Annotated in this window: 26 protein-coding genes; 11 read left to right on the forward strand and 15 right to left on the reverse strand. The window is 32.8% G+C overall.

Going from position 1 to position 26,005, the window contains the following annotated elements; all coding sequences use genetic code 11:
• Positions 1-232: 232 nt before the first annotated feature.
• The 6 genes from ACIQ2J_RS08605 (at position 233) to ACIQ2J_RS08630 (ending at position 2,967) form a co-directional block, all read left to right on the forward strand.
• Entirely contained in the window at positions 233-703 is a 471-nt protein-coding gene (locus ACIQ2J_RS08605; protein ID WP_396168607.1) for a Dps family protein, read from the forward strand.
• A gap of 12 nt (positions 704-715) precedes the next feature.
• Entirely contained in the window at positions 716-1,195 is a 480-nt protein-coding gene (locus tag ACIQ2J_RS08610; RefSeq protein WP_396168609.1) for a universal stress protein, read from the forward strand.
• 116 nt (positions 1,196-1,311) lie between these two features.
• Positions 1,312-1,470 carry a lmo0937 family membrane protein gene (locus ACIQ2J_RS08615; RefSeq protein ID WP_396168611.1) on the forward strand — a complete coding sequence of 53 codons (159 nt, stop codon included), beginning with the start codon at positions 1,312-1,314 and terminating at the stop codon, positions 1,468-1,470.
• A 50-nt stretch (positions 1,471-1,520) separates the two neighbouring features.
• A complete protein-coding gene (locus tag ACIQ2J_RS08620) occupies positions 1,521-2,165 on the forward strand; it encodes a porin family protein (RefSeq protein WP_396168613.1) in 645 nt (214 codons plus the stop codon).
• Between the two features lie 24 nt (positions 2,166-2,189).
• Entirely contained in the window at positions 2,190-2,534 is a 345-nt protein-coding gene (locus ACIQ2J_RS08625) for a YtxH domain-containing protein (RefSeq protein ID WP_396168616.1), read from the forward strand.
• Position 2,535: 1 nt separating this feature from the next.
• Positions 2,536-2,967 (forward strand): hypothetical protein, encoded by a 432-nt coding sequence (locus ACIQ2J_RS08630; protein ID WP_396168618.1) that lies wholly within the window; start codon positions 2,536-2,538, stop codon positions 2,965-2,967.
• A gap of 146 nt (positions 2,968-3,113) precedes the next feature.
• Here ACIQ2J_RS08630 and ACIQ2J_RS08635 read toward each other — a convergent pair whose 3' ends face one another.
• From ACIQ2J_RS08635 to ACIQ2J_RS08650, 4 genes are all read right to left on the reverse strand, one after another.
• The gene (locus tag ACIQ2J_RS08635) at positions 3,114-4,211 is read right to left on the reverse strand and encodes an endonuclease (protein WP_396168620.1); all 1,098 of its coding nucleotides are present in this window, start codon (positions 4,209-4,211) and stop codon (positions 3,114-3,116) included.
• A gap of 6 nt (positions 4,212-4,217) precedes the next feature.
• Entirely contained in the window at positions 4,218-5,432 is a 1,215-nt protein-coding gene (locus ACIQ2J_RS08640; protein ID WP_396168622.1) for an RsmB/NOP family class I SAM-dependent RNA methyltransferase, read from the reverse strand.
• 149 nt (positions 5,433-5,581) lie between these two features.
• Positions 5,582-7,567: a KUP/HAK/KT family potassium transporter gene (locus ACIQ2J_RS08645; protein WP_396168624.1), complete on the reverse strand. Its 1,986-nt coding sequence runs from the start codon at positions 7,565-7,567 to the stop codon at positions 5,582-5,584.
• A 171-nt stretch (positions 7,568-7,738) separates the two neighbouring features.
• Entirely contained in the window at positions 7,739-8,818 is a 1,080-nt protein-coding gene (locus ACIQ2J_RS08650) for a hypothetical protein (RefSeq protein ID WP_396168626.1), read from the reverse strand.
• A gap of 124 nt (positions 8,819-8,942) precedes the next feature.
• Here ACIQ2J_RS08650 and ACIQ2J_RS08655 point away from each other — a divergent pair, with 124 nt between their 5' ends.
• Positions 8,943-9,983 (forward strand): WD40/YVTN/BNR-like repeat-containing protein, encoded by a 1,041-nt coding sequence (locus tag ACIQ2J_RS08655; protein WP_396168628.1) that lies wholly within the window; start codon positions 8,943-8,945, stop codon positions 9,981-9,983.
• Between the two features lie 382 nt (positions 9,984-10,365).
• Here ACIQ2J_RS08655 and ACIQ2J_RS08660 read toward each other — a convergent pair whose 3' ends face one another.
• The 4 genes from ACIQ2J_RS08660 to mnmE form a co-directional block, all read right to left on the reverse strand.
• The gene (locus ACIQ2J_RS08660; RefSeq protein WP_396168630.1) at positions 10,366-11,775 is read right to left on the reverse strand and encodes a TlpA family protein disulfide reductase; all 1,410 of its coding nucleotides are present in this window, start codon (positions 11,773-11,775) and stop codon (positions 10,366-10,368) included.
• 103 nt (positions 11,776-11,878) lie between these two features.
• Complete coding sequence (locus ACIQ2J_RS08665; RefSeq protein ID WP_396168632.1) at positions 11,879-12,994, reverse strand: endonuclease/exonuclease/phosphatase family protein; 1,116 nt, start codon at positions 12,992-12,994, stop codon at positions 11,879-11,881.
• A gap of 6 nt (positions 12,995-13,000) precedes the next feature.
• Positions 13,001-14,914: a hypothetical protein gene (locus ACIQ2J_RS08670; protein ID WP_396168634.1), complete on the reverse strand. Its 1,914-nt coding sequence runs from the start codon at positions 14,912-14,914 to the stop codon at positions 13,001-13,003.
• A 272-nt stretch (positions 14,915-15,186) separates the two neighbouring features.
• On the reverse strand, positions 15,187-16,593 hold the full coding sequence (gene mnmE, locus ACIQ2J_RS08675; RefSeq protein WP_396168636.1) for a tRNA uridine-5-carboxymethylaminomethyl(34) synthesis GTPase MnmE: 1,407 nt from the start codon (positions 16,591-16,593) through the stop codon (positions 15,187-15,189).
• A 179-nt stretch (positions 16,594-16,772) separates the two neighbouring features.
• Between mnmE and ACIQ2J_RS08680 the strand changes: the two genes are divergently transcribed.
• On the forward strand, positions 16,773-17,603 hold the full coding sequence (locus ACIQ2J_RS08680; RefSeq protein ID WP_396168638.1) for a universal stress protein: 831 nt from the start codon (positions 16,773-16,775) through the stop codon (positions 17,601-17,603).
• 82 nt (positions 17,604-17,685) lie between these two features.
• Here the strand turns inward: ACIQ2J_RS08680 and dnaN are convergent, their stop codons facing one another.
• The 7 genes from dnaN to ACIQ2J_RS08715 form a co-directional block, all read right to left on the reverse strand.
• Positions 17,686-18,804, reverse strand: a complete 1,119-nt coding sequence (dnaN, locus tag ACIQ2J_RS08685) for a DNA polymerase III subunit beta (RefSeq protein ID WP_396168640.1) — start codon at positions 18,802-18,804, stop codon at positions 17,686-17,688.
• Between the two features lie 62 nt (positions 18,805-18,866).
• The gene (locus tag ACIQ2J_RS08690) at positions 18,867-19,004 is read right to left on the reverse strand and encodes a hypothetical protein (protein ID WP_396168642.1); all 138 of its coding nucleotides are present in this window, start codon (positions 19,002-19,004) and stop codon (positions 18,867-18,869) included.
• A 145-nt stretch (positions 19,005-19,149) separates the two neighbouring features.
• A complete protein-coding gene (gene gldG, locus ACIQ2J_RS08695) occupies positions 19,150-20,841 on the reverse strand; it encodes a gliding motility-associated ABC transporter substrate-binding protein GldG (protein ID WP_396168644.1) in 1,692 nt (563 codons plus the stop codon).
• Positions 20,841-21,566 (reverse strand): gliding motility-associated ABC transporter permease subunit GldF, encoded by a 726-nt coding sequence (gene gldF / locus ACIQ2J_RS08700; protein WP_396168646.1) that lies wholly within the window; start codon positions 21,564-21,566, stop codon positions 20,841-20,843. The genes gldG and gldF overlap by 1 nt, the downstream gene beginning before the upstream one ends.
• Positions 21,567-21,664: 98 nt before the next feature.
• Positions 21,665-21,961 carry a putative quinol monooxygenase gene (locus ACIQ2J_RS08705; RefSeq protein ID WP_396168648.1) on the reverse strand — a complete coding sequence of 99 codons (297 nt, stop codon included), beginning with the start codon at positions 21,959-21,961 and terminating at the stop codon, positions 21,665-21,667.
• 3 nt (positions 21,962-21,964) lie between these two features.
• Positions 21,965-22,543, reverse strand: coding sequence for a hypothetical protein (locus ACIQ2J_RS08710; RefSeq protein ID WP_396168650.1), 579 nt, complete (start codon positions 22,541-22,543; stop codon positions 21,965-21,967).
• Between the two features lie 14 nt (positions 22,544-22,557).
• Positions 22,558-23,382 (reverse strand): S-adenosyl-l-methionine hydroxide adenosyltransferase family protein, encoded by an 825-nt coding sequence (locus ACIQ2J_RS08715; protein WP_396168652.1) that lies wholly within the window; start codon positions 23,380-23,382, stop codon positions 22,558-22,560.
• 108 nt (positions 23,383-23,490) lie between these two features.
• Between ACIQ2J_RS08715 and ACIQ2J_RS08720 the strand changes: the two genes are divergently transcribed.
• The 3 genes from ACIQ2J_RS08720 to ACIQ2J_RS08730 all read left to right on the forward strand — a co-directional run bounded on the left by ACIQ2J_RS08720 (position 23,491) and on the right by ACIQ2J_RS08730 (position 25,975).
• On the forward strand, positions 23,491-24,441 hold the full coding sequence (locus tag ACIQ2J_RS08720) for a PhoH family protein (protein WP_396168654.1): 951 nt from the start codon (positions 23,491-23,493) through the stop codon (positions 24,439-24,441).
• Positions 24,442-24,498: 57 nt separating this feature from the next.
• Entirely contained in the window at positions 24,499-24,948 is a 450-nt protein-coding gene (locus tag ACIQ2J_RS08725) for a hypothetical protein (RefSeq protein ID WP_396168656.1), read from the forward strand.
• A gap of 76 nt (positions 24,949-25,024) precedes the next feature.
• Positions 25,025-25,975: a phosphoribosylaminoimidazolesuccinocarboxamide synthase gene (locus tag ACIQ2J_RS08730; RefSeq protein ID WP_396168658.1), complete on the forward strand. Its 951-nt coding sequence runs from the start codon at positions 25,025-25,027 to the stop codon at positions 25,973-25,975.
• Positions 25,976-26,005: the final 30 nt, after the last annotated feature.

The raw sequence follows: 26,005 nt of genomic DNA on the forward strand, positions 1-26,005 counted from the left end.
TTCAATTTTAGCAAATAGCATTTTTATTAGTTAGCTTTTTTTGAAAACTGTAGAATATGTGATTTATGTAATTCAATTAGAGTTTGATGTAAATTAATTTGATATATAATAAGGATATTTATTGTATGAAAAAACAGAGTGGAATCTATGATAAAAGTAATGAAAATTAGTAACTACTATTCTTTTCTTTTTTTGGATTACAACAATTTTAATAATAATAAAAAATACTATTATGAAAACAAACATTGGAATTACAGACAAAAACTCCCAGTTAGTTGTAGATCAATTAGCAAGAATTTTAGCAGATGAATACGTATTGTATACTAAAACTAGAAATGCGCATTGGAATGTTGAGGGAGATGATTTTTATGAAAAACATAAATTTTTTGAAATGCAATACATGCAATTAGAAGAGTTTATCGATAAAATTGCAGAACGTATTCGTACTCTAGGTTATTATACTCCGGCAACTTTAGCGGCTTTCTTGAATTTAACCCAACTAACAGAATTTAGCAGAGAAAATAACGATAGTAAAGGTTTTGTTAAAGAATTATTAATGGATCATGAAAGTATTATTTTCAAGCTAAGGGAGAACATTATCAGTTTCGCTACTGAATATCACGATTTAGGTTCTAGCGATTTTATTACAGGATTAATGGAAGAACACGAAAAAATGGCCTGGTTATTACGCTCACATTTATAAAACACAACAAAAATGAAAACACAAAAAAAAGTCTTAATTGCTTTAGATTATAACACCAATGCTTCAACAATTGCAGATATTGCTTATTCATTTGCAAAAGCTATGGATGCTGAAATCACCTTAATACATGTAGTTGAAAATGAAGTGTATTATACTTCTTTTATCACTTCTCCAATTACTGGAATAGGGGACTTTGATAGCGCTACATTTTATCAATTCATGAATAATGAAAATTTGATTTCTGCGGCCAACTATTATTTGGAAAAAATAAAAAAACATTTAAAAGACACTAAAATTAACACCATTATTGAAACTGGAAATTTTGCAGAAGTAATTTTAAAATCAGCTAAGGATTTAAATGTTGATTTAATTATCATGGGGTCTCATAGCCAGAAATGGCTAGAACAGGTCTTGATTGGTAGTACTACCAAAGAGGTGTTAAACCAAACAAAAATTCCATTATTAATCATTCCAACCAAGAGAAAAAAGTAGTGCAATAGTGGTAATTGTGTAATTTATACTTCGTAAAGCGTAACTTTTTCAATACTTTCTAAGTCACCTTTGTAGTATAATAATTCAATACAAATACTAACTTAAAAACAAACATCATGAGCAATTTCCTTTATTTAATAGCAGTGGTACTCGTCCTTTTTTGGGCTTTTGGATTCTTTTTATATAACCCTGGTGGAATAATACATGTTTTACTAGTAATTGCAGTAATTGCAGTACTTCTAAGAATAATTAGTGGAAAAAGTGTAATGAAATAACCCCAAATTACTCCCCCAAATAATACGCATATAACTTAACAAATAAAAAAATGAAAAATTTAATTTTAATGATCGCCTTGGTAACTCTTACAGTAACCAACTCTTATGCACAAACAGTTACCTTAGTAACGGATAATAGAGATAAACTATTTTTCGGATTGAAAGTAGGTAGCAATTATTCCAATGTGTACGATTCACAAGGAGAAAATTTTGTTGCAGATGCTAAATTTGGATTAGCAGCAGGTGGATTTGTATCCATTCCAATTGGAACTTATTTTGGTATACAACCCGAAGTATTGTTTTCTCAAAAAGGATATAAATCAACAGGAACATTTTTCGGAAGTTCTTATAGCATGACTCGAACTACGGATTATTTGGATATTCCAATTTTGGTAGCTTTTAAACCAATTGAAAATGTAACACTTTTATTCGGGCCCCAATATTCTTATTTGTTGAAACAAAAAGATGACTTTACTGGAGGAACCTTAACTTCTAGTCAAGAACAAATTTACACTAACGACAACATTCGTAAAAATACATTTTGTTTAACAGGTGGAGCCGATTTGAACATTGAACATTTAGTAATTGGATTAAGAGCAGGATGGGATGTTCAAAACAACAATGGCGATGGTACTTCAACAACTCCAAGATATAAAAATATGTGGTATCAAGCTACAGTAGGTTTTAGATTTTAAAAACAATTTTAAATACATATCAAAATGGACAATTCAAAAAACACAGGAAAAATTATTGGATCTTTAGTAATCGGAGCTTTAGCAGGAGCAACCTTGGGTGTATTGTTTGCACCAAGAAAAGGAACCAAAACGCGAAGTAAAATTACAGGAGGTGCCGATAAATTAGCTAAAAATTTAAACAAAAAAATTAAAAATGAAGCTAAAGATTTTAAACGAAGTTTCTCTAAAGAAACAAAATCTCTAAAAAATAAAGCTGCCAAACTTGAAGATATGGTAGAAGAAAAAATGGAAAATGTTACTGCTTCTATAAAAGAAAAAGCGAATACACTTTTACAAATGAATTCAGATCATGAATTTAATAAAAAATAACATGAAAACCTTTAAAAATAAATTGAAAATAAATAATTTTTTTCTAGTAATTTCATCACTTTTACTATTGCTAACTATAGTTTCTTGTGCTAAGAAAATAGCTTTTACAACATCTTCAGTAGCTCCAGCAGCAAGAGGTAACGTAGCAATAAAAAAAGATAAAAATAATAATTATCAAGTTCAATTGCAGCTTTCCTATTTAGCAGAACCGGATCGATTAACACCACCTAAAAACACCTACGTAGTTTGGATGGTTTCAGATGAAAGTGATTTGCCCGTTAACCTCGGACAAGTAGTTGGAACTTCAAAACTGAAAGTTAAATTCGAAACAGTTACAGCTTCAAAACCTAAAAGAATTTTTGTAACTGCAGAAAACGATGCAAGTATCCAATTCCCAGGAAATATGGTGGTTTTGGAAACAGATAATTTTTAATTTTGGTTTTTGGTTTTTGGTTTTTGGTTGAAAGAACTGCTCTCGGGCAGTTCTTTCTTGTTTTAAAAGTACCAATAAATTAATAAAGGTGTCTAAATAAAGAATTTGAATTAAGTACTGGCTGCAAAAATTAATTTCAGTAATAATTAATTGATAATAACTTTCTTAGTCAACGATTGGTTATTAGAACTTAGTTTAAGAAAATAAAAGCCTTGTGGTAAATTCTCTAAAGTATAAGAATTATTGTTAAATGCTGGATTATTTATTTCTAATAGCAATTGACCATTAAGGTTGATTAATTGAATAGAATCTAGAGTAATAGTAGAACTTATAGTAATTTTATGATCGGTACTTGGGTTTGGGAAAACCGCTATAGAAGTGTTTTCTATAGAATTCATATTCAAATTAGTACAAGCAGTACTCCAAATCTGACAAACATATTCAGGATGATCAATAAATGGATTACGATTTCCTTGAGCTGCATAAATAGCATTATTTCTATCAATTTCTTTTTGACTAACTGGATCTTGATTGTTCCAAATTAATAACTGATTTAAAAACCAAGCTTCAAATACATTATCATTAGAACCATCTAATACAGTATCTCCACTTCCTGTTGAATCTAAATTTTGCCAACTATCAATTACATTTTCATAACAAGTTGCCATGTAAAAATAATTACGAGCAATATCTCCTTTAAACTCATCTGCTGGTTCAAAAACTTTTAAGGAAGAGGTATAATTTGGTGTAATGCAATTTCCAATTTTACTCCCGTTACTAGAAGTATAGGTTGGTATTCCAACCATTCCATAGGCCAAACTTCCTCGCTTACCATTGTCAAATTTATCTGCTGGCATTACATGAAACGCATCCGAATACATTTGGGTACCAGAAACCCCACCAAACCAACTTTTAGGGAAGGTATGTTCTTTGTTATATCGTTGACATTCTGCTGTTCCCAATAAACCATCGTCTTGATTTCCACCATTAGCGACTGTACCAAAAACAAAATTACAGGTAGAATAAATATCCCAAACATACCCATTAGGTCTTGCATCTGATGTTAGGTATAAATTCCATAATCCAGAACCATAAATTAAGGTAGTGTGAGGACTTATTTTATTGAAAAGTTGTGTTTTTAAAGCAAAACCAGTTCCAGTAGCAGTACTATAATAACCAGTTGGGATTTGTGCAAAACCAATAGTTATCGATAAAATTAATAGTAATGTATATATTTTTTTCATATTGTTTTATAATTTTCGTTCTAAAAGTGCCATATAAAATCCATCAAAACCTGATTGAGAAGCCAAAACTTTGGAATCTTTAATAAAGGTAAAACTTTTTCCTATTTCAGTGTTTAAAAATTTCTTAATTTGTTCTTGATTTTCTGAAGGAAGAATAGAACAAGTAGCATACACTAATTTACCCCCTGGCTTTACAATCTTAGAATAACTTTCTAATACTTCACTTTGAATTTTTCGGATGTTATCAATAAATTCGGGTTGTAATTTCCATTTGGCATCTGGGTTTCTTTTTAGAACTCCCAATCCGCTACAAGGCGCATCAATTAAAACTCTATCGGCTTTTTCATACAGTTTTTTAATAACTTTCGTAGAGTCGATTATTCGATATTCAATATTAAAAGCGCCGTTTCTTTTGGCACGAAGTTTCAATTGTTTTAATTTACTTTCATACAAATCCATTGCAATTAATTGCCCTTTGTTTTGCATTAAGGATGCCATGTGCAATGTTTTTCCGCCCGCACCAGCACAAGTATCTACCACTCGCATTCCAGGTTGTACATCAAGAAACGCCGCAACCAATTGCGAAGAAGCATCTTGCACTTCGAAGAGTCCTTGTTTAAAAGCATCGGTCATGAAAACATTTGCACGTTCTTTAAGTACTAAGGCATCGGGTTGGTTGGGTAAGAATTCGGTTTCGATATTCAAATCCATTAAAATAGCATGCAATTTTTCTCTAGTCGTATTTAAAGTGTTTACTCTTAAAATTACTTGAGCTTGTTTGTTTTGGGCCGCAATTTCTTTAGTCCAAAGTTCTTCCCCTAATTCTTTTGCACCTAATTCATCCATCCAATCTGGAATAGATTCACGCATTTTTCTAACTTTAGATAATTCGTCAAATCGGCCTTTAATTTTACGTTCGGGCGTTCCTTCCAATTGTCTCCAATCGGGAATAGGATATCCACGTAAAACTGCCCATACGGCAAACATTCTCCAAATGTCTTCACGATTGTAAGGTTCTTTAACTTCGGCAATTTCAGCATAAAGTCGCTTCCAACGAACAACTTCATAGATGGTTTCGGCAACAAATTTTCTATCGGAACTTCCCCAACGTTTGTCTTTTTTCAAAGCGCGTGCAACCACTTTATCAGCGTATTCACTTTCGTTAAAAATAGCATTTAGGGAATCAATTGTAGTATAAACTAAATTTCGGTGTAATCTCATAGTGTAATAAAAATAACTTCATTCATTCGGACTTTGTCCTCGGGTCAGCCTGCAAAGGTATTGCTTTTTTATAGAAACAAAAAGAAGTATTCTTAAAAACCTTTGGAATTAAGAATACTTCTTCAAATCGCTATATTTTATTCTATTGTTTAATGATTATGATGCGTATCTATTCGCCTCATGTTGATAATTTCTGGTGGGTGAAGAACCATTGGGAATTGTTCCACTTTCACCGAACTACTATCCAAACCAAATCCTTTTTCTTCAGACAAACTGAATTTTTTCATAAAGAAATAGGCATTCATCACGATATTTTCAAAGAAGGTTAAATCACTATCGTTAGAAAGGAATTTTTCAGAAAGCACAAATTTAAAGTCACCAATAATATTGTTTTTATTTAAAGATTCATAGCGACTGGTAATATCCATTTCCCCTTTACTAACCATATCTTTAATAACTTCTTTGAACATTAAGTTGATTTTGGTAGGCTCTCTAAATCCAAGATAGAAATCCACTCGGTACAAATCGTCTTTAATAACTTCGGTAACTTTATATTCTTTTTTATAAGGCTCACTTAAAATATTTACGTGAACAAACCAATATAAATCGGCTCTTTTTGGTCGTTTTTGAAGAATAGAATACATTACTTTTTCTTCAATTTCATCCACTCGGTTGGAATTGGTCATGTAAACTAAATGGGTAGCATATTTTGGAATGGATAAATCCAAACTTAACTCTGCCAACACTTTTTTATACGAATCAATCTTAACCATTTTAGTATAGTTTTTACTAATTTTCTTAGCTAAATACCAGGTTGACATAATTCCTATTAAGACCGTAGCGATAAATAAGGTTACATAACCACCATCCATGAATTTAGTAACATTGGCTGCCAAAAAGCTAAATTCAATTACCAAATACAATAAGATCAAGGGTACAATAAAATACCATTTTACTCTTTTCATTATCAAATAAAAATTAAGCAGTATGGTGGTCATTATCATACATAAAATGATTGCTAAACCATAAGCATGCTCCATTTTACTAGATTCTTGAAAGTGCCAAACTATTCCTACACAGCCAAAAAACAACAACCAGTTGATGGATGGAATGTATAATTGCCCTTTAACATCGGTAGGAAATTTGATTTTAACTTTAGGCCAAAAGTTCAAGCGCATGGCTTCATTTATCAAAGTAAATGAACCACTAATTAAGGCTTGAGAGGCAATTACCGCAGCAAGAGTTGCGACAACAATTCCTACTGGTTTAAACCATTCCGGCATGATTAAATAAAAAGGATTTGTGTTATTAGCACCAAGTTCTGATAATTTTTTTCCAGAGTGTAATAATAAATAAGCACCTTGCCCAAAATAATTTAAAACTAAGGTTGTTTTTACAAAAGCCCAGCTAATTCGTATGTTTTTTCTACCGCAGTGCCCCATATCGGAGTAAAGAGCTTCTGCACCTGTAGTACATAAAAATACAGCACCTAAGATAAAGAATCCTTGATTGCTTACATCGCTTGTTAATAAATGGTAAGCGTAGTAAGGGTTTAGTGCTTTGAAAACTTCTACGTTAGTACCTATTTGAAGTATTCCTAAAATGGCCAACATAGAAAACCAAATTAACATCATTGGGGCAAAAAATTTACCAACTAATTTGGTGCCAAATTGCTGTATTGTAAATAATACAAATAGAATTGCTATTACAATTGGAACAGTTGGAATATCTGGTTTAAAAATTCGCAATCCTTCTACAGCCGATGAAACCGAGATAGGAGGGGTGATGATTCCGTCAGCAAGTAAGGCACTTCCTCCAATAATAGCCGGAACAATAAGCCATTGAATTTTGGTTCTTTTTACTAAAGCATATAGTGCAAAAATTCCACCTTCGCCATGATTATCGGCACTTAAAGTAATAATTACATACTTTAAAGTAGTTTGTAAGGTTAAGGTCCAAAAGATACAGGATAGACCTCCTAAAATTAAATCTTTAGAAATAATACTATTTCCAATTATGGAATTCATTACATATAAAGGAGAAGTTCCAATATCCCCATAAATAATTCCTAATGTAATTAATAATCCTGCTGCTGAAAGCTTGCTGTGAAGATCTTGATGACTATGCGAACTCATACTATTTTATTAAAAGAATGCAAATGTATTACTTTTAGATATTTGAAACTCAATTTGTGAAATAAATATTCATTTTAAATAACTTATTTTAAGAATGTCCTATAAATTATAATTTAAGCATAAAAAAAAGCACCGATAGTATCGATGCTTTTAGTTCTTAAAGTAGTTGGTTTATCTTCTTCCACCACCTGAGTTTCTTTCTCCACTACCAGTATTAGTTCTAGTTCCGCTTCCTTCATTAGCTCTTGGGCTAGGGCTTTGATTGCTATTGTTTCTAGGTTCTGAAGTTCGTGGTGTGCTGTTTCCAGAATTTCTAGTAGGAGTAGTAGTATTTCTTGGAGTACTTGTATTACTTCTTGGAGAAGTTGTGGTGTTACTTCTTGGAGTAGTAGTACTTCTTGGCGAAGTGCTATTAATTCTAGGATTAGTAGTACTTCTAGTTCCATTAGTAGTGTTACCTCTCGGATTTACAGAATTTCTCGGGTTATTTCCATTAGTTACATCGCGACTTGGTCTAGCTTGGTCTAAATCATATCTATTAGTATAGCCAGAGTTTCTTCGTTCAAAAGAACGATTTGGATATTGTGTTTCGTAATAGTTACTTCTTCTACCATAATAGTTATTGTAAGCAGATTCAAATCGTCTTGTTCGAACATAATTATATTGAAAACTAAAGTTAATATGCGCACCTATATGACGTCTGTATCTAAAAATTGGATAAGGATTCCATCCATAATAATAGGTTGGATAATAGCCCCAGTACCAAGAAGAATAATACGGATGGTAATTAGAAACCCAAAAATAATTATAAATCACCGGAACACCCACATAAACAGGTTCGTAGATATAGTTTTTTCCATACATGTATACATCTCCCACCACTTGTACCTGCATACGATTGTTGCTGTCTGTCTCTACTTCAACCGTTGCTACATCTTGAAATTGGTCTTTACCTAAGACTGCCTGAATCACTATTAAATGGACCTTACCTTCAATAGATTCAATTACTCGTAAATAATCTACTTGATTATCATTGTTTAAATCCAAATTAGATATTTGTTCTTTAGGATCGTTTAAACGAAATTCAAAATCGGCTAAATCTTTGGATTCCCCAAAAATAGAAGCAACGGCTCTAAGATCTAGATTGTCGCTTATTTCAGAACTAGTAGCGTTAACCGTGGTTTTGTCTTGTGCAAAAGAACTTGCAAACAACATACACATAAAAGACGAAAGTAATAGTTTAGTTTTCATAGCAATTAATTTTAAGATTCATAATAGTTTTACTACCAACAATCCAATATCTGTGCCAAGAATAAATTTTCACAAATCATTAACAAAAAATACGGTATTTTAGCAAGGTTATTTATTGTTATTTATGAAAAAACTCACAATTTCAATTGTCCTTTCCGTTTTCCTAATTTCTTGCAAACCCGCTCAGGTTTGTTTTACATCCGTGAAAATCGATACTCTATTAGTAGACAAAATTAGCATTCGTCCTATAACAGTCGAAGCAGATAAAGTTTGGTATGCTGCCGATAAAAATAGAGTAGGAAGCATCCAATTAAAAGATTCTCGCAAATTAGAACGCAGCATCCTGAAAGATTCTTTAAAGTTAGAATTCCGAAGCATAGCTCAAACTACCAATTCTATTTTTGTTTTAAATGTTGGAAACCCAGCCCTTATTTATAAATTTTCAAAAGATTTAATGATAAAAAAACTGGTATATGAAGAACACAATGCCAAAGTATTCTACGACAGCATGCAGTTCTGGAACGACCAAGAAGGCATTGCAGTTGGCGATCCAATCGAAAATTGTTTAAACATCTTGATCACCCGAGATGGCGGTTCTACTTGGGCCAAAGTGTCTTGCGATAATTTACCCCAAGTAGCCGAAGGAGAAGCCGCTTTTGCAGCAAGCAATACCAACATCGTCATCAAAGGAAATACCACTTGGATAGTCTCTGGAGGCAAGAAATCTAGAGTTTTTGTTTCTCCCGACAAAGGAATTACTTGGAAAGTTTACACTACCCCAATAATACAAGGGGAAGCCATGACTGGTATATTCACTGCCGATTTCTATAACGAAAAAATCGGATTTATTGCTGGAGGAAATTACGAAAAACCCCAACAAAATTTTGGCAACAAAGCCCTAACCACCGATGGCGGAAAAACATGGAAACTAGTTGCCGAAAATCAAGGCTTCGGTTATGCATCCTGTGTGCAATTCGTACCCAATAGCAACGGAAAACAATTAGTTTCAGTAGGTGCCAGTGGTCTCTATTATTCCAAAGATAGCGGAAAATCTTGGCAACAACTCAGCACCGAAACTTCTTTATACACCCTAAGATTTATTGATAATACCACTGCAATTGCCGCCGGTAAAGACAAGATCGTAAAATTGGTTTTTAGTAATTAGTGCTCAGTGCTCAGTGTTCAGCATTTCACTAATCATCAATAAATATTCACTAATTACTAATTTCTTTTTCTTTAAGAGCGAAAAAGTAGGCATTTTAGTAAAGGTAATTCCCGCTTTTCGTTACAATCTTTTTCAACTCCGACAGAGTTCGAAACTCTGTCGGAGTTGAAAAAGGATTTCCACTGCAATCGGGGCTAAGCGGTTTCTGTCTTTTGTGAAATTAGAATTTTAAAATCTCCAATTTAATTTCCTATCCAGGAGAAATACCAAAAAGAAAAAGAATAATCCTCAATTAAGCTAACATCTAACATAAATAAAATTCCAAAAAAAAAGCGATTTCTCATTTAAGAAATCGCTTTTTTTTAACCCAATACCCAAAACTCTATTTCAAATCCTCTTCAAAATGCAAATCAAACATATTTGTAAAACCATTTTTAATCGTTTTATCGGCATTAATTATTAGCGTGCGGTGTACTTTAGTGATTGCCCATTTGGTCTTAATATCTTCAAAATTTGCGCAGTGCAATTCAGTAATAGTTCCGAAATTATATTTTTTCAAAGCAGATTTCCATTTGTTGGAATCATCATCTAAGTTGATTCCGATAAAGTTATAATTGGGATATTTAGTTTTAAAGTCTAATACTTTTTTATGAGCTGCCAATAGGTGGGAAGTTAGTTTTTCAGTCCAAAAGAATAAAACGGTATTTTTTGTAATCAGAGCATTCGAAGAAATACTTTTTCCATCAGGTGTTACTAATTGCACGTCCGGAAGTTTCTTGCCTTTGGTAAGCAATTGAATGGCATTTCCTATTTTTAAAATTTCATTCTTTTTGCTCGTGTCTGTCGAATATTTATAGTAGGTTTTTAAAAATTCTTGGTTGTTCACCATGTTTTGATCTTCCAATAAATATTTTAAAGCAATATTATTAATAACAATATTTCTTACTCTTTTATTTTTTATCAGGGTGTCTGCAATGTTTAGTTTATTAATATTTATTTTTAAAGCCAAATCAACATCCGTAAAATGATTATGATAATTAACTGCACCAACATTGTTGAGCATATGATCTAAATACATTACAAATGGAGAAAATTCTACTAAAGATTCGTTACTGAAATTAATGTCTTTTCGAAAAGAATAATAGTTTTTAGGTAATTTACAAGTTACGTCTTCTCCAGTTCTCATTTTGTGAATAATTGGATAAATTTCTTTTTTGGTATAAAATGGAAAATTAACAATCCCTTTGGCATATATATCAAATTCCTCACTCCATTTTATTTCTTCTTTTTTAGAAGCATAAAATTTCTCATTTTCTTTATTCGTTTTATTGATGTAATTGTTGAATTTGTCAATTCCAAAGTCAAAAACTTCAAACATATTGTTTTTGTCCTTCTCGTTTCGGAGGTACATTTCCATCAAATAATTATTTTTTTGATCGCCACGACCACAAAAATTAATGGATTCATCAAAATCTTTCGAATCAATATGCACTTTAATACTATCATTTTTGTCAAAATAAACGTATTGGTATTCTGGTTCGTTTTTGAATGTATATAAGCCTGGAGTTAGGGAGTCAAATTTGATAAAGAAGGTATTGTCTTTATTTAGCGGTATAGAATCAAGTACTACATTATTTTTGCAAAATAGAACAAAAGGACTTGTAGGATTAGAAACTTCTCCCCCAAAATAAGCTACATAGTTCTCCCCTGAAAATTCCTTTTTACAGGAAGTTAATAAGGATAGCAGTAATGCCGGTAATACTAATATTTTGTAGAATGGGACTTCTTTCATTTAATATTTTATTGAAAACAAATGTATTTAGATGATTTTGAATATTTTGTTAACCAATAGTTAAATAAAAGGTTAAAATTTTAGGCTAAAGTAAATGCGATTATTATTTAGGTGTCTCGGTTTTTAAATCTGTACTTTTACCCCCTTTAGTTTTTAAAGTCTCAAGAAATTGATCGGTGAAATCAATTTTTAATTCAATCCACAAAGGCAAATGATCACTCATGTGAAAAGTGCGCCAAGATTCTAATTTCCAATTTTTGGGCATGGCTTTATTTTCTTTTTTATATAAATCAGTAGCAACATTTTTATAATAATTGGCATCATTAAAAACAGCATCGTAAAAATTAACGATGCCAATTTTAACGTCTTTATTTTCTTGATCTATGTCAATATCCGTAAGGGTTACATTGTTCATGTTAAAAGCAATTTGATCAAAGGCCCTTGTCTTGCTAGAATTGGTGAAAATTTTATCTTTTAATGGGTGTATGAAAAAACCTGTTTTGTTTTTATCATCCCCTACAAGTGCTTTATAATATTGGTCTCCAACGGTTTCAATGTTAAAATCTCCCAATAAAATATAGGACACATCTTCTTTTTTAGCTCTTTCATTTAGTTTAGTGGCAATAGCCTTAATTTCTTTTACTCTGCGCACATTATCTTTTTCGCCTGTTGTGGCTTCTTTTTCTTCTGTTCCGTAATAAATATGTACGCTACATAAATTAAATTTAAACCAACTTGCTTGAAAGGCCACAGTAAATGGTGGTCGAGCAAAACCTTCTTCTAAATCATACGCTTTTCGTTCTTTAGTATCTAAATAAACTTCTCCCGCAATGTTTTTAAATTTTACTTTTCCAATATTGAAAATAAAGGCTATTCGTTCTCCGCCACCTTCGGCATTGGGAGTATCAGTAACTATATAATCGTATTTATAGCCCAAAATGCTCATTAGTTTCATTAAAGCACTCATGTCATTTCCAATTTCTTGAACTGCAATTAAATCAAAAAACGAAATAATTTCAGCAATATACCAATACGATTCTTCCAATCGGTTTTCACTATTGGCAAATTTTCTTAAATTCCAAGTGCTAAGAAGTAAAGTACTTCTGTTGGTTCTGTTGGGCACTTCGTCCTTCAATTTCAAGCGTAACTTTTGAAGATTTTCAATAATATGTACTCTATCTTCCCGCGCAATGTACTTTAAGGGTTTGTAGTTAGGCATAGTATTTTATTGTATTAGTTTTTTATCTTCCAAATCTTTTAGTATCCAAGAAATTGCTGCTTTAGCTGCTTTTTTGGCTATAGTTCCTTTGTTAGTAGCAAGTATCACATTAAAAATTTTGCTACCCATCCAACCTGTAATTTTTTTTAAAAATCCTTGGTGGTAGTGCTTTTCCATCCAATTTTCGGTAAGCGGATGTTTTTTATCAGGAGTCGAATCACTATATTTAGTAATAGTTAAATCTACCATTTTTTTTATTCGTTCTTCCAATTTGGGTGCTATTGCAAACAATCCTTCTGGATTATAGATAGGCCATTCTTTAACGGTTCTTTGATACGGATTTCGATTTATTTTTTCTAATTTATCATTCAATTCGTACAGATTCGGAATTATAGGTAGGAAAACTTTATCTTTTCCTGTGGCTAAATCTTTTCTGTTGAATTTAAAATATCCCACCATTTCGGCTGTCCAATTTCTATGAATGGGATGGACATTATTATTTTCAGGATCGTATTCAAAGGAGAAATAAACTTTAAAAAAATTACGGGCATTATCTCTGCCTAAGAAAAAATCGTGATGCCTAAAATTAATATCCAAAAAACCGCCGAAGGCAAATGCAGACGAACAAGCAATGGCATTGGGTTCCAATTTGAATTTAGCATCGACTTCATCTTTGTAATACCTAACCGGATAAATTTCACCACGCAAATAATGTTGGGTATGAAATTCTAGCATTTCTCTTCTTTTCACTTTTGCTTGGTCATGAAGTGTGCCAATTATGGAAGGAATTACACTAAAAATATCGTCAGGTTGTTTGTATTCCGTAATGTTATAATCATGATCAGGAAAAGGATCAATCATGATTAATCCAAACTTATCGTAATCGCCTTCTTTTTTCTCGCCATAACGCTCTTTTAATACATTCAACACTTCACCGATGGGTTCGTTGTTTATTGCGCCACCATCAACACCAATAAATTGAAAAGGATTGGAAAGAGTATCAAATTCAATTCTAGGATTTTGCGGAATATTCTCGGGTTGTATTTTATCGTTAATTAATTTTCTGGAATTATTTTTTATATATTCAACGGTAAACTCATCGTTAAAAAACTTTCTAAAACTTAAACCAATCGGAAAAGCACCCGTAGCAATGGTTGCCAACTTTAATCGTTCGACTTCTTTTTTATTATCAAAAGGGTCTAACGGGAGATAAAAATCTTTGTGCAAAGGATTTGAAGCATCGTAATCTAATTTGAAATGTGAAATAACGAAATGTTCAAAAGTGTTGTATTTTGGATTCTCCTTTTTAATTTTTAAAGTTCCAAACGGAGTAGAAAAATCAATTGGTAAAGGCACACTTCTTAACATGGTTTGCGACAAAAGAATCTCTAATTCTTTAGAAATATAGTTTGGCATTTTTTTGCTTTCTCCCACATCATCAATAAAAGCAGCATCACAAATGGCATCAATAAAATTGGAATTTAAAAGTGATGGAATTTTATCTGATGATAAATCGTCTAGAGCTAATGTTTTTTCAAATAATTTTGCTCTTTCATTATCCGAATCTCCCATTAAAACCCAACTATCATAAAGCAAATTATCTTTAATAGCAGTAATATTGGCAGGGTCAACAACAGGATTTATTTTTCCTTTCAAAGCATAAATGGCAGCCATTGCCGTGGTCATTCCACCAGCAGACGCACCACCCATTACATCTATAATTACATTGTGTTTAGGGATGAATTTTAAAATTTCTTCACTCCATCCTTCTGGAAGTTTATTTTCTTTGGAATTTTCCCACAAATCCAAAATTTCAAAAAGATAATCCATTGCTCCTGCGGTATAGCATCCTGCAGAAACTGCTCCAGCCATCGTTAGTCCTACATGAAAATCCTCGGTTTTAGTAGTGTTAGTAGCCATATCATTTATTTTTAAAAATTAATACTACTATTAAATTTAAAAAAAATAATAAAGCCAGTCAAGTAGTTACAAATAAATTTTCATGTTAAAATGAAAATTTAAGTTGTTTTTTTAGGTGATTTAGAAAATGGAAATAATGATGAATTTGATGAAAATGTATTGTTTTTGGAAATTAAATTAAATAACGCTACTAATCCCCGCAAATATTGCGGTGATTAGTAGCGTTATTTACCGCAAAAAAATTAATTAAATTGGAAATTAAAAAGTATATTTTACTTGCCAATGCAAAAGTTCGCAAAAATATTACCCAACAATTCATCACTAGTAACTTCACCCGTAATCTCCCCAAAGTAGTACAAAGCCTGACGAATATCTATCGCCATAAGATCGGAAGGGATGCCACTATGCAATCCGAATTTTACTTTTTGTATTTCTTCCAATGCTTTAAGTAAAGAATCGTAATGTCTTGTATTCGTGACGATAGTTTCGTTATTGCGCAATGCGCCAGTATTTACAAATGACAGCAATTGATTTTTAAGTTCGTCAATTCCGGTTTTGTTTTTAGCGGATATTTTAATGGATAATGGATAATTAATAATGGATAATTTTTCTAGGAGTAGTTTGGTTTGCTCTTTATTTAAGGAGTCAATTTTATTAATAACAACTATTAGCGGTTTTAGTGGAAATTGATTTCTGATTTTCTCAATTTCAATTTTCAAATTATTTTCATTATCAATTATCAATTGTAAACTATCAATTATAAAAAGAACCACCTGCGCTTGCTCAATTTTCTCGAACGTTTTCTTAATCCCGATGCTTTCAATGACATCCATTGTTTCCCGAATTCCTGCAGTATCAATAAATCGAAAACCAATACCGCCAATTACCAATTCGTCTTCTATAGTGTCGCGAGTAGTTCCTGCAATTTCAGATACTATGGCACGTTCTTCATTCAATAAAGCATTCAATAAAGTAGATTTCCCTACATTAGGTTCACCAACAATAGCAACCGGAATTCCGTTTTTAATTACATTACCCACCGCAAACGAATCGATTAATCGTTTTAATACAAACTCAATTCGGTTCAGTAAGTCATGAAATTGGGTTCTATCTGCAAATTCTACATCTTCTTCAGCAAAGTCCAATTCGAGTTCAATTAACGAAGCAAAATTGAGTAATTCCTCCCGTAATTTTTTTATTTCACTACTAAATCCGCCACGCATTTGTTGCATCGCAATTTGATGTGAAGCCTCGTTATCCGACGAAATTAAATCGGCAACGGCTTCTGCTTGAGATAAATCTAGTTTGCCGTTTAAAAAGGCTCTAAGCGTGAATTCACCGGCTTGCGCCATTCGGCAACCTTTTCGCAACAACAACTGAATAATTTGTTGTTGAATAAAAGTAGATCCATGACACGATATTTCAATTACATTTTCTCCAGTATACGAATTGGGGTTTTTAAAGATAGAAAGCAGTACTTGATCGTAAATTTTTCCGTTATCTACAATAGTTCCCAAATGAATGGTATGTGTTTTTTGTGTGGTAATGTCTTTTCCAGAAACCGATTGAAATACTTCTGATGCTATGCTAATAGCATTTACACCCGACATTCGGATGATTGCCACAGCACCAGCACCAGAAGGCGTTGCTAGAGCAACAATAGTATTTGAATCTATCATGTTTGTTTCTTTTTTATTGAATTGCAAAGGTATCATTTTTATATGCTTCTTAAAACACAAAAATCAGAACTATTTAAATCCAATATCCATAATGTTAAATATTTGTAAATATGATAAATGTCCTATTTCATTTAAAATTTTATGAGTAACTTTAGTGTACAAACTAATATTTAAATCAAATGACAAAAATTCTTTTCCCTACAGATTTTTCTAATGTGGCAACAAATGCCTTTCTGCATGCATTAGGATTGGCTAAATTGGTTCACGGTGAATTGATTTTGCTTCACACTTACGAATTACCAATTATGGATAATCAATTTGGTATCCAAAATTACAAAGAGGTCTATGATTCCATTGAGTTATCTAATTTGGATATGTTTAAAGAGGAAATTCCAAAACTTCGTAAAATTGCCGAAGAAAATGGTTTTGAATCTATTAAAATGAGTCACATTCTTACCGATGGCGATTTATTGCACAGCATCAAAGAAACAGTCAAAAAAGAAAAAATAGATTATGTAGTAATGGGAACTTCTGGTGCTAGCGGATGGTTTGAAAAACTTTTTGGCACCAATACTGGCGAGGCAATTACAAGTTTAAAAGTTCCAGTTTTTAGCATTCCAGAAGGAGCAAAGTACTCTAAAATAGATACTATAGGTTTTACTACACGTTTTAGAGAGAAAGATAAAGTAGCCCTACAAAATGTTATTAAAATTGCTAAAGCTGCCAAAGCGGTGGTAAAATGTCTTTATGTAGAGACTAATGAGTCTGATAATAGCGCAACGGTGTATCAAGAATGGGAAACCTTGTTCAAACACGAGCCCGTGCAATTTTTTATAATTCCTAGTGAATATGCACGCGAAACCATTGAAGATTTTATTACTAGCCAAGAGATTGATGTACTAACTATGATTTCTTATAAAAGAACTTTCTTCCAATGGTTGTTTACTTCAAGTTTTACCGAAGAAATGGCATTTGAATCTACAATTCCAGTTTTAGCTATGCATGAATAAGTAGGGACTTCATTAAAACTAAAAAACCGTTTTCATTTCTGAAAACGGTTTTTATTTTGGTTTAGGTTGGGTAATTATATTTTTAGTTGTTCAGCATTACTGGCATCACAAGCATAGTAACCGTTTCACCTTCGTCTAAACCATCAACAGGAGTAAGAATTCCGGCACGATTTGGCATCGACATTTCCAATTGAATTTCATCCGATTGTAAATTGGATAACATCTCCAATAAAAAACGAGAGTTAAAACCAATTTGCATATCATCACCTTGGTAATCACAAGTCAATCGTTCTTCGGCTTTATTAGAATAATCAATATCTTCTGCAGAAATATTCAATTCGGCACCCGCAATTTTCAAACGAATTTGGTGTGTAGTTTTATTAGAAAAAATAGCTACACGACGAACCGAACTAAAAAACTGTGCTCTATCAATCAATAATTTATTTGGATTCTCTTTCGGAATTACCGCTTCATAGTTTGGATATTTCCCATCAATCAATCTACAGATTAACAAGTAATTTTCAAACGAGAACGTTGCATTAGCATCGTTGTAATCAATTTTAACTTCTGCATCCGAAGCACCCAAAATACTTTTCAAAATATTTAAAGGTTTCTTAGGCATAATAAAATCAGCAACTTGCGACGCTTTCACATCCGTACGAGTATATTTAACCAATTTATGAGCATCGGTAGCCACAAAAATCAAACCTTCTGGAGAAAACTGAAAGAAAACACCCGACATAACCGGTCTTAAATCGTCATTTCCTGCAGCAAAAATAGTTTTACTTATTGCAGTTGCCAAAACTTCAGCCGGAACCAAAGTAGAAGAAGGATCTTCCAATTGTACCGATTTTGGGAATTCCTCACCAGGAGCATACGCAATAGCATATTTCCCCGAATTAGAACTTATTTCTATAGTGCTATTTTCTTCTACAGTAAACGTTAACGGTTGCTCTGGAAACGTTTTCAAGATATCCAACAACAATTTAGCAGGCACTGCCACACTTCCTTTATCGGTGGACTCAATTTCTAAAGTAGCCGACATAGTAGTCTCTAAATCCGAAGCCGAAACAGTCAACTCTTTTTTATTCAATTCAAATAAAAAGTTATCTAAAATTGGTAAGGTATTGCTACTATTGATAACACTACCTAAAACTTGTAGTTGTTTTAATAAATACGAGCTCGATACAATAAACTTCATTTTCTTTATTTTTTACAAATATATCTTAAAGAAATAGATTTCAAAAAGATTTTTATTAACATTTATGCAATTATTTTTTCTGGAGCGAAAGGCTTGGGCATTTTAGTAAAGGTAATTCCTGCCATCCGTTGCAATCTGTCATTGCTAAGAACCAAGAAGTTTAATACCACTAAATCGGTTCGCAATGCCAGGATTTCCACTTCTGTCAGGGCTAAGCAGGTTTTGTCTATTGTGAAAAAAAAGTTTCAAAACAAAACCAATATAAAAAACAACAAGTTATTATATTAACCTACAACCCAAACCCCAAACCCCAAACCCCAAACCCCAAACCCCAAACCTACAAAACTACTTACTATACCTTCTTTTACGCAAGAACGTAAACACCAATCCAAAGATTAATAATACCACCAAAGGTACTCCAATAGTTAGAATTTGGGAATAGGTATATTCCTCAGTAACCTTTTGGCTATCCAAAATAGGCAAGTCCACTTCCTTACTTTGAATGTTAATAAGTCCGTTATCATCCAACATATAATTCACGCAATTCATCATGAATTCCTTATTGGCATACAGATTATTGGTCCATTTGTCAAAGCCTAACTCTAGGGGTTGAAAGTTTTTATCCAATTGGTTTTTAATCACATCCCCATCCGAAATGACAATCATTTTAGAGTCTTTTCCAATAGGAGTAAAGCCATTATCTTTAAAAGGCAATACTCTGTTTTGATACACCGAATGGAATTTCCCTTCCATCAAGACCGCCACAGGCATATTTCCGCTTCCCGAAAAATCTTTTTGATTTGGTCGGTCTTCTACCATTTTCAAATTCACTTCTACCGGCGTTCCCACCGATTTAGAATACGGAGAACTTTGTAATAAAACAGTCTTTTTAATATCGTTTTTAAGCACTTCAATCGGAGTGGTAAATTCAAATTTAATACCATCTAAATTACTCACAATCGGACTTATTTTCGATTTATCCACAGTCGCCACAGGGTAAATCATAGGCGAATACAACCAAGGAAATTTAGTATATTGGGTAGCGCTTCCTTGTTGGCCAGTAGCCAACGAAATAGGAGTAGCCATGACATCTTTAATCAAATCGGGCTTAATTCGAACGCCATATTTAAAGAACATATCGTTCAAATTCAAATCTCTTGGATAAGCTAAATTTTCTCCTGTTGCCATCAAACTGTCCATTTCCATGTTCACTTGATCTACCAACCAAAGCGTTTTTCCGCCATGCATAAGATATTGATCTAGCACTTGTTTCTCCTCATCCGTAAAGGCTTCGGTAGGTTTTGCAATAATAGCTAAATCGTATTTTTGTAAAGCTTTTAAAGTATTTTCAGGGCTTTTAGCAACCGAATCTAAAGTGAATGGCCCAATGTAATAATTCTCTCGAACCGACTTTAAGAAATCGGCAATAAGCAAATCGTGTAGTTCGCCATTTCCTTTAATTATCGCTACTTTTTTCTCCCGGGTTTTAGAAACGGTGTTGAAAGCATTTGCAAAAGCATATTCTAAATGTTGTACCGAACTTACCACTTTTTGAGCTGTAGAGGCTCCCATCATGTTTTTCAACAAAGGTACTTTGGCACTTTTACTGCCATAAGTTACCACTGCCCATGGAAAAACCACTTCTTGGGTTTGCTTTCCTTTTTCGTCCATTGTTACGTTTAAAGGAGTTAAGCCTCTGTCGTAAAATTTCTGCATGATTTTATCGCGATCTTCTTCTTTGTCTAAAGGATTCACAAATTGGAAAATTACATTCGGATTGTAGGCCTTGAATTCTTCTAATAATTGTTGGGTTTCCGTTTGTAATTTCTTGAATTCTCCCGGGAAATTTCCTTCCAAAAATACATCCACATACAAAGGTTCTTTAACTTCTTTTATAATGTTTAAAGAAGTTTGAGAAAGGGTATAGCGTTTATCGGCAGTTAAATCGAAACGTTTAAAAAAGAAATGCCCAGCAAAATTTAATAATACTATAATCCCTAGAATAGTAAGCAGATTTTTTAAGTTCTTATTTTCCATTACGATTTTAGCGATTTAAGTTTGTAAACAGTCAAGGATAAAAATAGTAAGGTAATACTTATAAAATAAAGGGTGTCCCGAGTATCAATAACTCCTCGACTCATACTTTTAAAATGGTAATCCATTCCGAAGAAAGCAATTAATTCCTGCCAATCTTTAAATTGCGATGCCACTCCTTGAAATCCGAAATAAAGTATAAAACACAAGAAAACGGAAACAATAAAGGCAACAATTTGATTTTCGGATAGGGTAGAAGTGAAGACCCCAATTGCGGTATATCCAGAAATTAAAAATAACAACCCAAAATACGATCCCATCGTGCTTCCCATATCGATATTTCCTGCGGGCATTCCCAAACCATAAAGTACGTAAACGTATGTTAAGGTTGGAATAATGGCAATTACAATCAATAAGAAAGCACCAATGAATTTACCGCCTACAATTTCCCAAATAGAAATTGGTTTGGTAAGTAATAACTCGATGGTTCCTTGTTTCATTTCATCCGAAAAACTGCGCATCGTAACGGCAGGAATCAGAAAAATTAATATCCAGGGGGAAATAGTGAAGAATGGCGATAAATCGGCAAATCCGCTGTTTAAAATGTTGTAATCTCCTACGAAAACCCAAAGGAATAATCCGTTAAGCAATAGAAAAATTGCGATTACCAAATACCCAATTGGCGAACCAAAAAAGGATTTTATTTCTCTTAATAGTATTGATTTCATGTTTTAATTTGCCACGAAGGCTCTAAGTCACAAAGGTTTTGTCTATTCTCTATATTCTATTCTCTATATTCTATTCTCTATATTCTATTCTCTATATTCTATTCTAAAGAAACTAATTTATCTACACTCCAAGCTTCGGGTTTATCGTTGAATAACTTTTTGGTAAACGTCCAAACTTCATCAAATAAAGCCGATTTTCGGTAGTTTTCCAAATCGTCTTCGGTTTCCCAATAGCTATAAGTAAACATAATTCCTGGATTATTTTTGTCCTGATACAATTCTAGAAAACGATTTCCTGGTGCATTTCGTATGTGGGATTTCATTAATTCGAAATTTTCTAGAAATGCTGGAATGTTTTCTTCGTGAAAAGACATTTTTACTATTCGTACAAACATATGTTATTTTTTTAAATCGTTTTCAAAATCGCGTCTTTCCTTGCTCCACATAGTGGTAAAATAAGCTTCATTTAGTATTATTTGAGTGCCCAATCTAGAATAAAATCCTGCAGCTTCATCATAATATAATGGTTTCTTTTTTCGGGAACAAAAAACATAATCGTTAGTTAAATGGTATTGGGAAGCAATCTTAATAATGGCTGCAAAATTACAAACGTTGCTTCTTAAAAACGCATAAATAATATTTTCAATTTCATCTTTTTCTTGGTATTGTTCCGGATTGAATTTAGAAAAATTCTCATAATACTTCCAACGCATGGAGCCCAATAAAAAAATAAAACTAGCTTCGTTGAATTGTTCCTTTTTCAACAAGGAAATTGTTTCCGTTATATATTCTTTTGGCGAAAGCGAATTAAATTTTGCTACAATGGAATAGACATTTGAATTTATTTCTCCTGCTTTAGCATTCGATTTTAGATAGTCAGAATAGGTGTAGAATTTCACATAAATACTATCTAAGTTTTGTGCTTTAGCAAAAGTGGAAAGAAATAACAGTGTTATAAGGAGATTGATTTTCTTCATTTAAAGATTATAAATTAACTGAAATAAATCATAACAAAATCCCTGTATTCTAATCCTAATAAGCTAGTAGCTGAACCAATTTTTGGGTTGCTTTTATAGATTCCTATTTCTAAAAATCCAGCTTCATTAAATATTGCTAAAGATTTCCCCATAATATTAGATAAAGATTGCTTTTCAATGGTTTCAATATCCGAATATTTAGCGAAAATAGTTTTTACTTTTTTGTTTTTAAAATGCACTTCATAAGGTCTTCCTTTAGCAGTTTCTAAAAATAAATTTTTAGAAATATTAGAAATTGCATTTCCAAAATTATCAATATAAACTACATATCCTTTTATAGAATTGGCATCCGATGCCACCACAGGTTGCAATTCGGTTATTTCTTTTAGAGTTTTTATCTCTTTCCCAATTACATTTAGCGAACCACCTTTAGCAATATGAACCGCTACCGTTACCAAAACATCCATATCGGTTGCTTCGGGTAATAAACGGTCGTGGATGTTAATAACGACCATTTTTTGGGGTTTAAATTTGGCAATTAAAAGACTTACTATACCATTATCGGCAGTAATAAAATAATGGTCGTTCCATTGCACTACGATATGTTGGTTGTTCTCTTTTAATTCGATATCCACACCAATAAGATGCACCGTTCCTTTAGGAAAACTAGAATACGCACTTTGAATGAGATAACTCGCTTCACTAATATTAAAGGGATCTACATGGTGGGTGATGTCAACTAACACAGCATCTTGATGTTGCGATAGAATTTTCCCTTTCAAAGCACCAACAAAGTGGTCTTTGAGTCCGTAATCGGTAGTAAGGGTAATTATTGACATAAAATTGTTTATAACTAAATGCGATTTGTACTGCTCTATTTCTTAAATTTGAAATGACTGCAAAGCTACTACTATTTAATAAAAAAATAATTAAAAAACTCCACCCATTTGAACGAACGTATCATTGAATTACACGACATCGCTCCAAAAGAATTTTGGGGCACGCAAGACGCACATCTTGAAACCATTAAAAAATACTATCCTAGATTGAAAATTGTTGCACGCGGCACTACACTAAAAGCATTTGGAGAAAAAGCCGAATTGGATGAATTTGAAAACCGATTCAACCGATTGATGCTGCATTTTACCCGTTATAATAATATTGATTCCAATGTTATTGAAAGGGTAATTCAAAGCAATTCGGTAGAAGAACAGCGCATGCCCGATCACGAAAAGATTTTGGTGCATGGGCTAGGAGGTAAACTCATTAAAGCCATGACGCCCAACCAACATAAATTGGTGGAATCGGTTTTTAAAAACGATATGGTTTTTGCTGTAGGTCCCGCTGGTACTGGAAAAACCTATACTGGTGTTGCTCTTGCAGTTAAAGCTCTTAAAGAAAAACAAGTAAAGCGAATCATTTTAACCCGTCCTGCGGTTGAAGCTGGAGAAAACTTGGGTTTCTTGCCTGGCGATATGAAAGAAAAACTAGATCCTTATATGCAGCCTTTGTACGATGCTTTGCGCGATATGTTGCCTCCGCAAACCCTGGAAGATTATATTCTAAAAGGAATTATTCAAATTGCGCCCTTGGCATTCATGCGTGGACGAACTTTAGATAATGCTTTTGTTATTTTGGATGAAGCGCAAAACACCACCCATTCGCAGATGAAAATGTTTTTAACCCGTATGGGTAAAAACGCCAAATTCATTATTACCGGCGATCCTGGACAAGTAGATTTACCTCGAAGAACCATCTCTGGGTTAAAAGAAGCCATACTAGTCTTGAAAGATATTGAAGGCATCGGAATAATATATTTAGACGATAAAGATATAGTGCGCCATCGTTTGGTGAAAAAAGTAATTGATGCTTACAAGAGTATAGAAAATAATGATTAGAAGAAGGTTGAATAATTTTAATCTTACCTTTTTTAATGCCTCATTTTAAAATAAATAATGAAAGAATATTTCAAATATGCCAATGGTTTTGTAAACCTTAACGATGAAAATTTATTTCTAACTAATTCTGGCAACTGGTCGGAAACCTTGAATTTACTAGAGAAATCTCCAAAGTCTATTCGGCAAAACAACTTTAAAGAATTTAAAATTTATATCTATTTGTTTGTAGTTGCCTGTTTAATAATTCTAATACTTTCTAAAGCCAAAAGTGGTTCCATACCTTTTGGAATTGTATTATTAGGACTTGGAACTTTTGCTTATTTAAAAAGAGAAACGGGAAAACGGTATAAAATTCCAACCTCCAAAATTATAAATATTATTCTTCAGGAAAATGAGGCTACTATTCACTTTTATAACGCTAATGGGATAGAAGATTCTGAAAAACTCACTAACGTTGAAACCAAAGGATTGGATATTTTATCCCAATGGAAACAACTAATTTCTTAAATTTCATTAAAAACGGTTTCTTCGTTGTGTATTATAGCGAAACAATCTATTTTTGCAAAAACAACTAACTACTAAAATGAACACTATAACTACTACTAATTTTCATTTTCCTAATCAAAAATCAGTTTACCGAGGCAAAGTTCGCGAGGTTTATAACATTAACGACGAACTTTTGGTTATGGTTGCCACCGATAGGCTTTCTGCGTTTGATGTGGTAATGCCAAAAGGAATTCCTTACAAAGGACAAATTTTAAACCAAATTGCAACTAAATTCATGCAATTAACGCAAGATATTGTTCCGAATTGGTTAATTGCTACTCCAGATCCAAACGTGGCAGTTGGGCATTTATGTGATCCATTTAAGGTGGAGATGGTAATTCGTGGCTACCTATCGGGACATGCTGCTAGAGAATATGCTTTAGGAAAAAGAACACTTTGTGGCGTTACGATGCCAGAAGGTTTGAAAGAAAATGATAAATTTCCAACGCCAATAATCACTCCAACCACCAAAGCCGATATGGGTGTTCACGATGAAGATATTTCTCGCGAAGCCATTCTATCAGAAGGAATTGTAACGGAAGAAGATTATTTAGTTTTAGAAAAATACACTCTTGCTTTATACCAACGGGGAACCGAAATTGCTGCTTCCCGTGGATTAATTTTGGTGGATACCAAATACGAATTCGGAAAAACCAAAGACGGTGTAATTGTTTTAATTGATGAAATTCATACTCCCGATTCTTCTCGTTATTTCTATGCCGATGGCTACCAAGAGCGTCAAGATAGTGGAGAAGAACAAAAACAATTGTCTAAAGAGTTTGTGCGCCGTTGGTTGATAGAAAATAATTTCCAAGGTAAAGAAGGGCAAACAATTCCAGATATGACAGAGGAATATATAGAAACCGTTTCCAATCGCTATATTGAGTTGTATGAAAATATACTAGGAGAAAAATTTGTTAAAGCAGATATCACTAATATCCAAGAACGAATTGAAAAAAATGTCACTGAATATTTGAAAAATAAATAAAGAAAAAAGTCCCAAAACAATTAAGTTTTG

Origin of the sequence: Flavobacterium sp. (assembly GCF_044357305.1) — a bacterium.
GTDB lineage: Bacteria > Bacteroidota > Bacteroidia > Flavobacteriales > Flavobacteriaceae > Flavobacterium.

Excerpts from the sequence above, each read along its gene's own strand:
- ACIQ2J_RS08655 (WP_396168628.1), top strand. The coding sequence starts at position 8,943 with ATGAAAAAACTCACAATTTCAATTGTCCTTTCCGTTTTCCTAATTTCT.
- ACIQ2J_RS08715 (WP_396168652.1), bottom strand. The coding sequence starts at position 23,382 with ATGTCAATAATTACCCTTACTACCGATTACGGACTCAAAGACCACTTT.
- ACIQ2J_RS08680 (WP_396168638.1), top strand. The coding sequence starts at position 16,773 with ATGACAAAAATTCTTTTCCCTACAGATTTTTCTAATGTGGCAACAAAT.
- ACIQ2J_RS08730 (WP_396168658.1), top strand. The coding sequence starts at position 25,025 with ATGAACACTATAACTACTACTAATTTTCATTTTCCTAATCAAAAATCA.
- mnmE (WP_396168636.1), bottom strand. The coding sequence starts at position 16,593 with ATGATAGATTCAAATACTATTGTTGCTCTAGCAACGCCTTCTGGTGCT.
- ACIQ2J_RS08610 (WP_396168609.1), top strand. The coding sequence starts at position 716 with ATGAAAACACAAAAAAAAGTCTTAATTGCTTTAGATTATAACACCAAT.
- gldF (WP_396168646.1), bottom strand. The coding sequence starts at position 21,566 with ATGAAATCAATACTATTAAGAGAAATAAAATCCTTTTTTGGTTCGCCA.
- ACIQ2J_RS08650 (WP_396168626.1), bottom strand. The coding sequence starts at position 8,818 with ATGAAAACTAAACTATTACTTTCGTCTTTTATGTGTATGTTGTTTGCA.
- ACIQ2J_RS08605 (WP_396168607.1), top strand. The coding sequence starts at position 233 with ATGAAAACAAACATTGGAATTACAGACAAAAACTCCCAGTTAGTTGTA.
- ACIQ2J_RS08625 (WP_396168616.1), top strand. The coding sequence starts at position 2,190 with ATGGACAATTCAAAAAACACAGGAAAAATTATTGGATCTTTAGTAATC.
- ACIQ2J_RS08645 (WP_396168624.1), bottom strand. The coding sequence starts at position 7,567 with ATGAGTTCGCATAGTCATCAAGATCTTCACAGCAAGCTTTCAGCAGCA.
- gldG (WP_396168644.1), bottom strand. The coding sequence starts at position 20,841 with ATGGAAAATAAGAACTTAAAAAATCTGCTTACTATTCTAGGGATTATA.
- ACIQ2J_RS08630 (WP_396168618.1), top strand. The coding sequence starts at position 2,536 with ATGAAAACCTTTAAAAATAAATTGAAAATAAATAATTTTTTTCTAGTA.
- ACIQ2J_RS08615 (WP_396168611.1), top strand. The coding sequence starts at position 1,312 with ATGAGCAATTTCCTTTATTTAATAGCAGTGGTACTCGTCCTTTTTTGG.
- ACIQ2J_RS08710 (WP_396168650.1), bottom strand. The coding sequence starts at position 22,543 with ATGAAGAAAATCAATCTCCTTATAACACTGTTATTTCTTTCCACTTTT.
- ACIQ2J_RS08635 (WP_396168620.1), bottom strand. The coding sequence starts at position 4,211 with ATGAAAAAAATATATACATTACTATTAATTTTATCGATAACTATTGGT.
- ACIQ2J_RS08705 (WP_396168648.1), bottom strand. The coding sequence starts at position 21,961 with ATGTTTGTACGAATAGTAAAAATGTCTTTTCACGAAGAAAACATTCCA.
- dnaN (WP_396168640.1), bottom strand. The coding sequence starts at position 18,804 with ATGAAGTTTATTGTATCGAGCTCGTATTTATTAAAACAACTACAAGTT.
- ACIQ2J_RS08640 (WP_396168622.1), bottom strand. The coding sequence starts at position 5,432 with ATGAGATTACACCGAAATTTAGTTTATACTACAATTGATTCCCTAAAT.
- ACIQ2J_RS08725 (WP_396168656.1), top strand. The coding sequence starts at position 24,499 with ATGAAAGAATATTTCAAATATGCCAATGGTTTTGTAAACCTTAACGAT.
- ACIQ2J_RS08620 (WP_396168613.1), top strand. The coding sequence starts at position 1,521 with ATGAAAAATTTAATTTTAATGATCGCCTTGGTAACTCTTACAGTAACC.
- ACIQ2J_RS08660 (WP_396168630.1), bottom strand. The coding sequence starts at position 11,775 with ATGAAAGAAGTCCCATTCTACAAAATATTAGTATTACCGGCATTACTG.
- ACIQ2J_RS08670 (WP_396168634.1), bottom strand. The coding sequence starts at position 14,914 with ATGGCTACTAACACTACTAAAACCGAGGATTTTCATGTAGGACTAACG.
- ACIQ2J_RS08665 (WP_396168632.1), bottom strand. The coding sequence starts at position 12,994 with ATGCCTAACTACAAACCCTTAAAGTACATTGCGCGGGAAGATAGAGTA.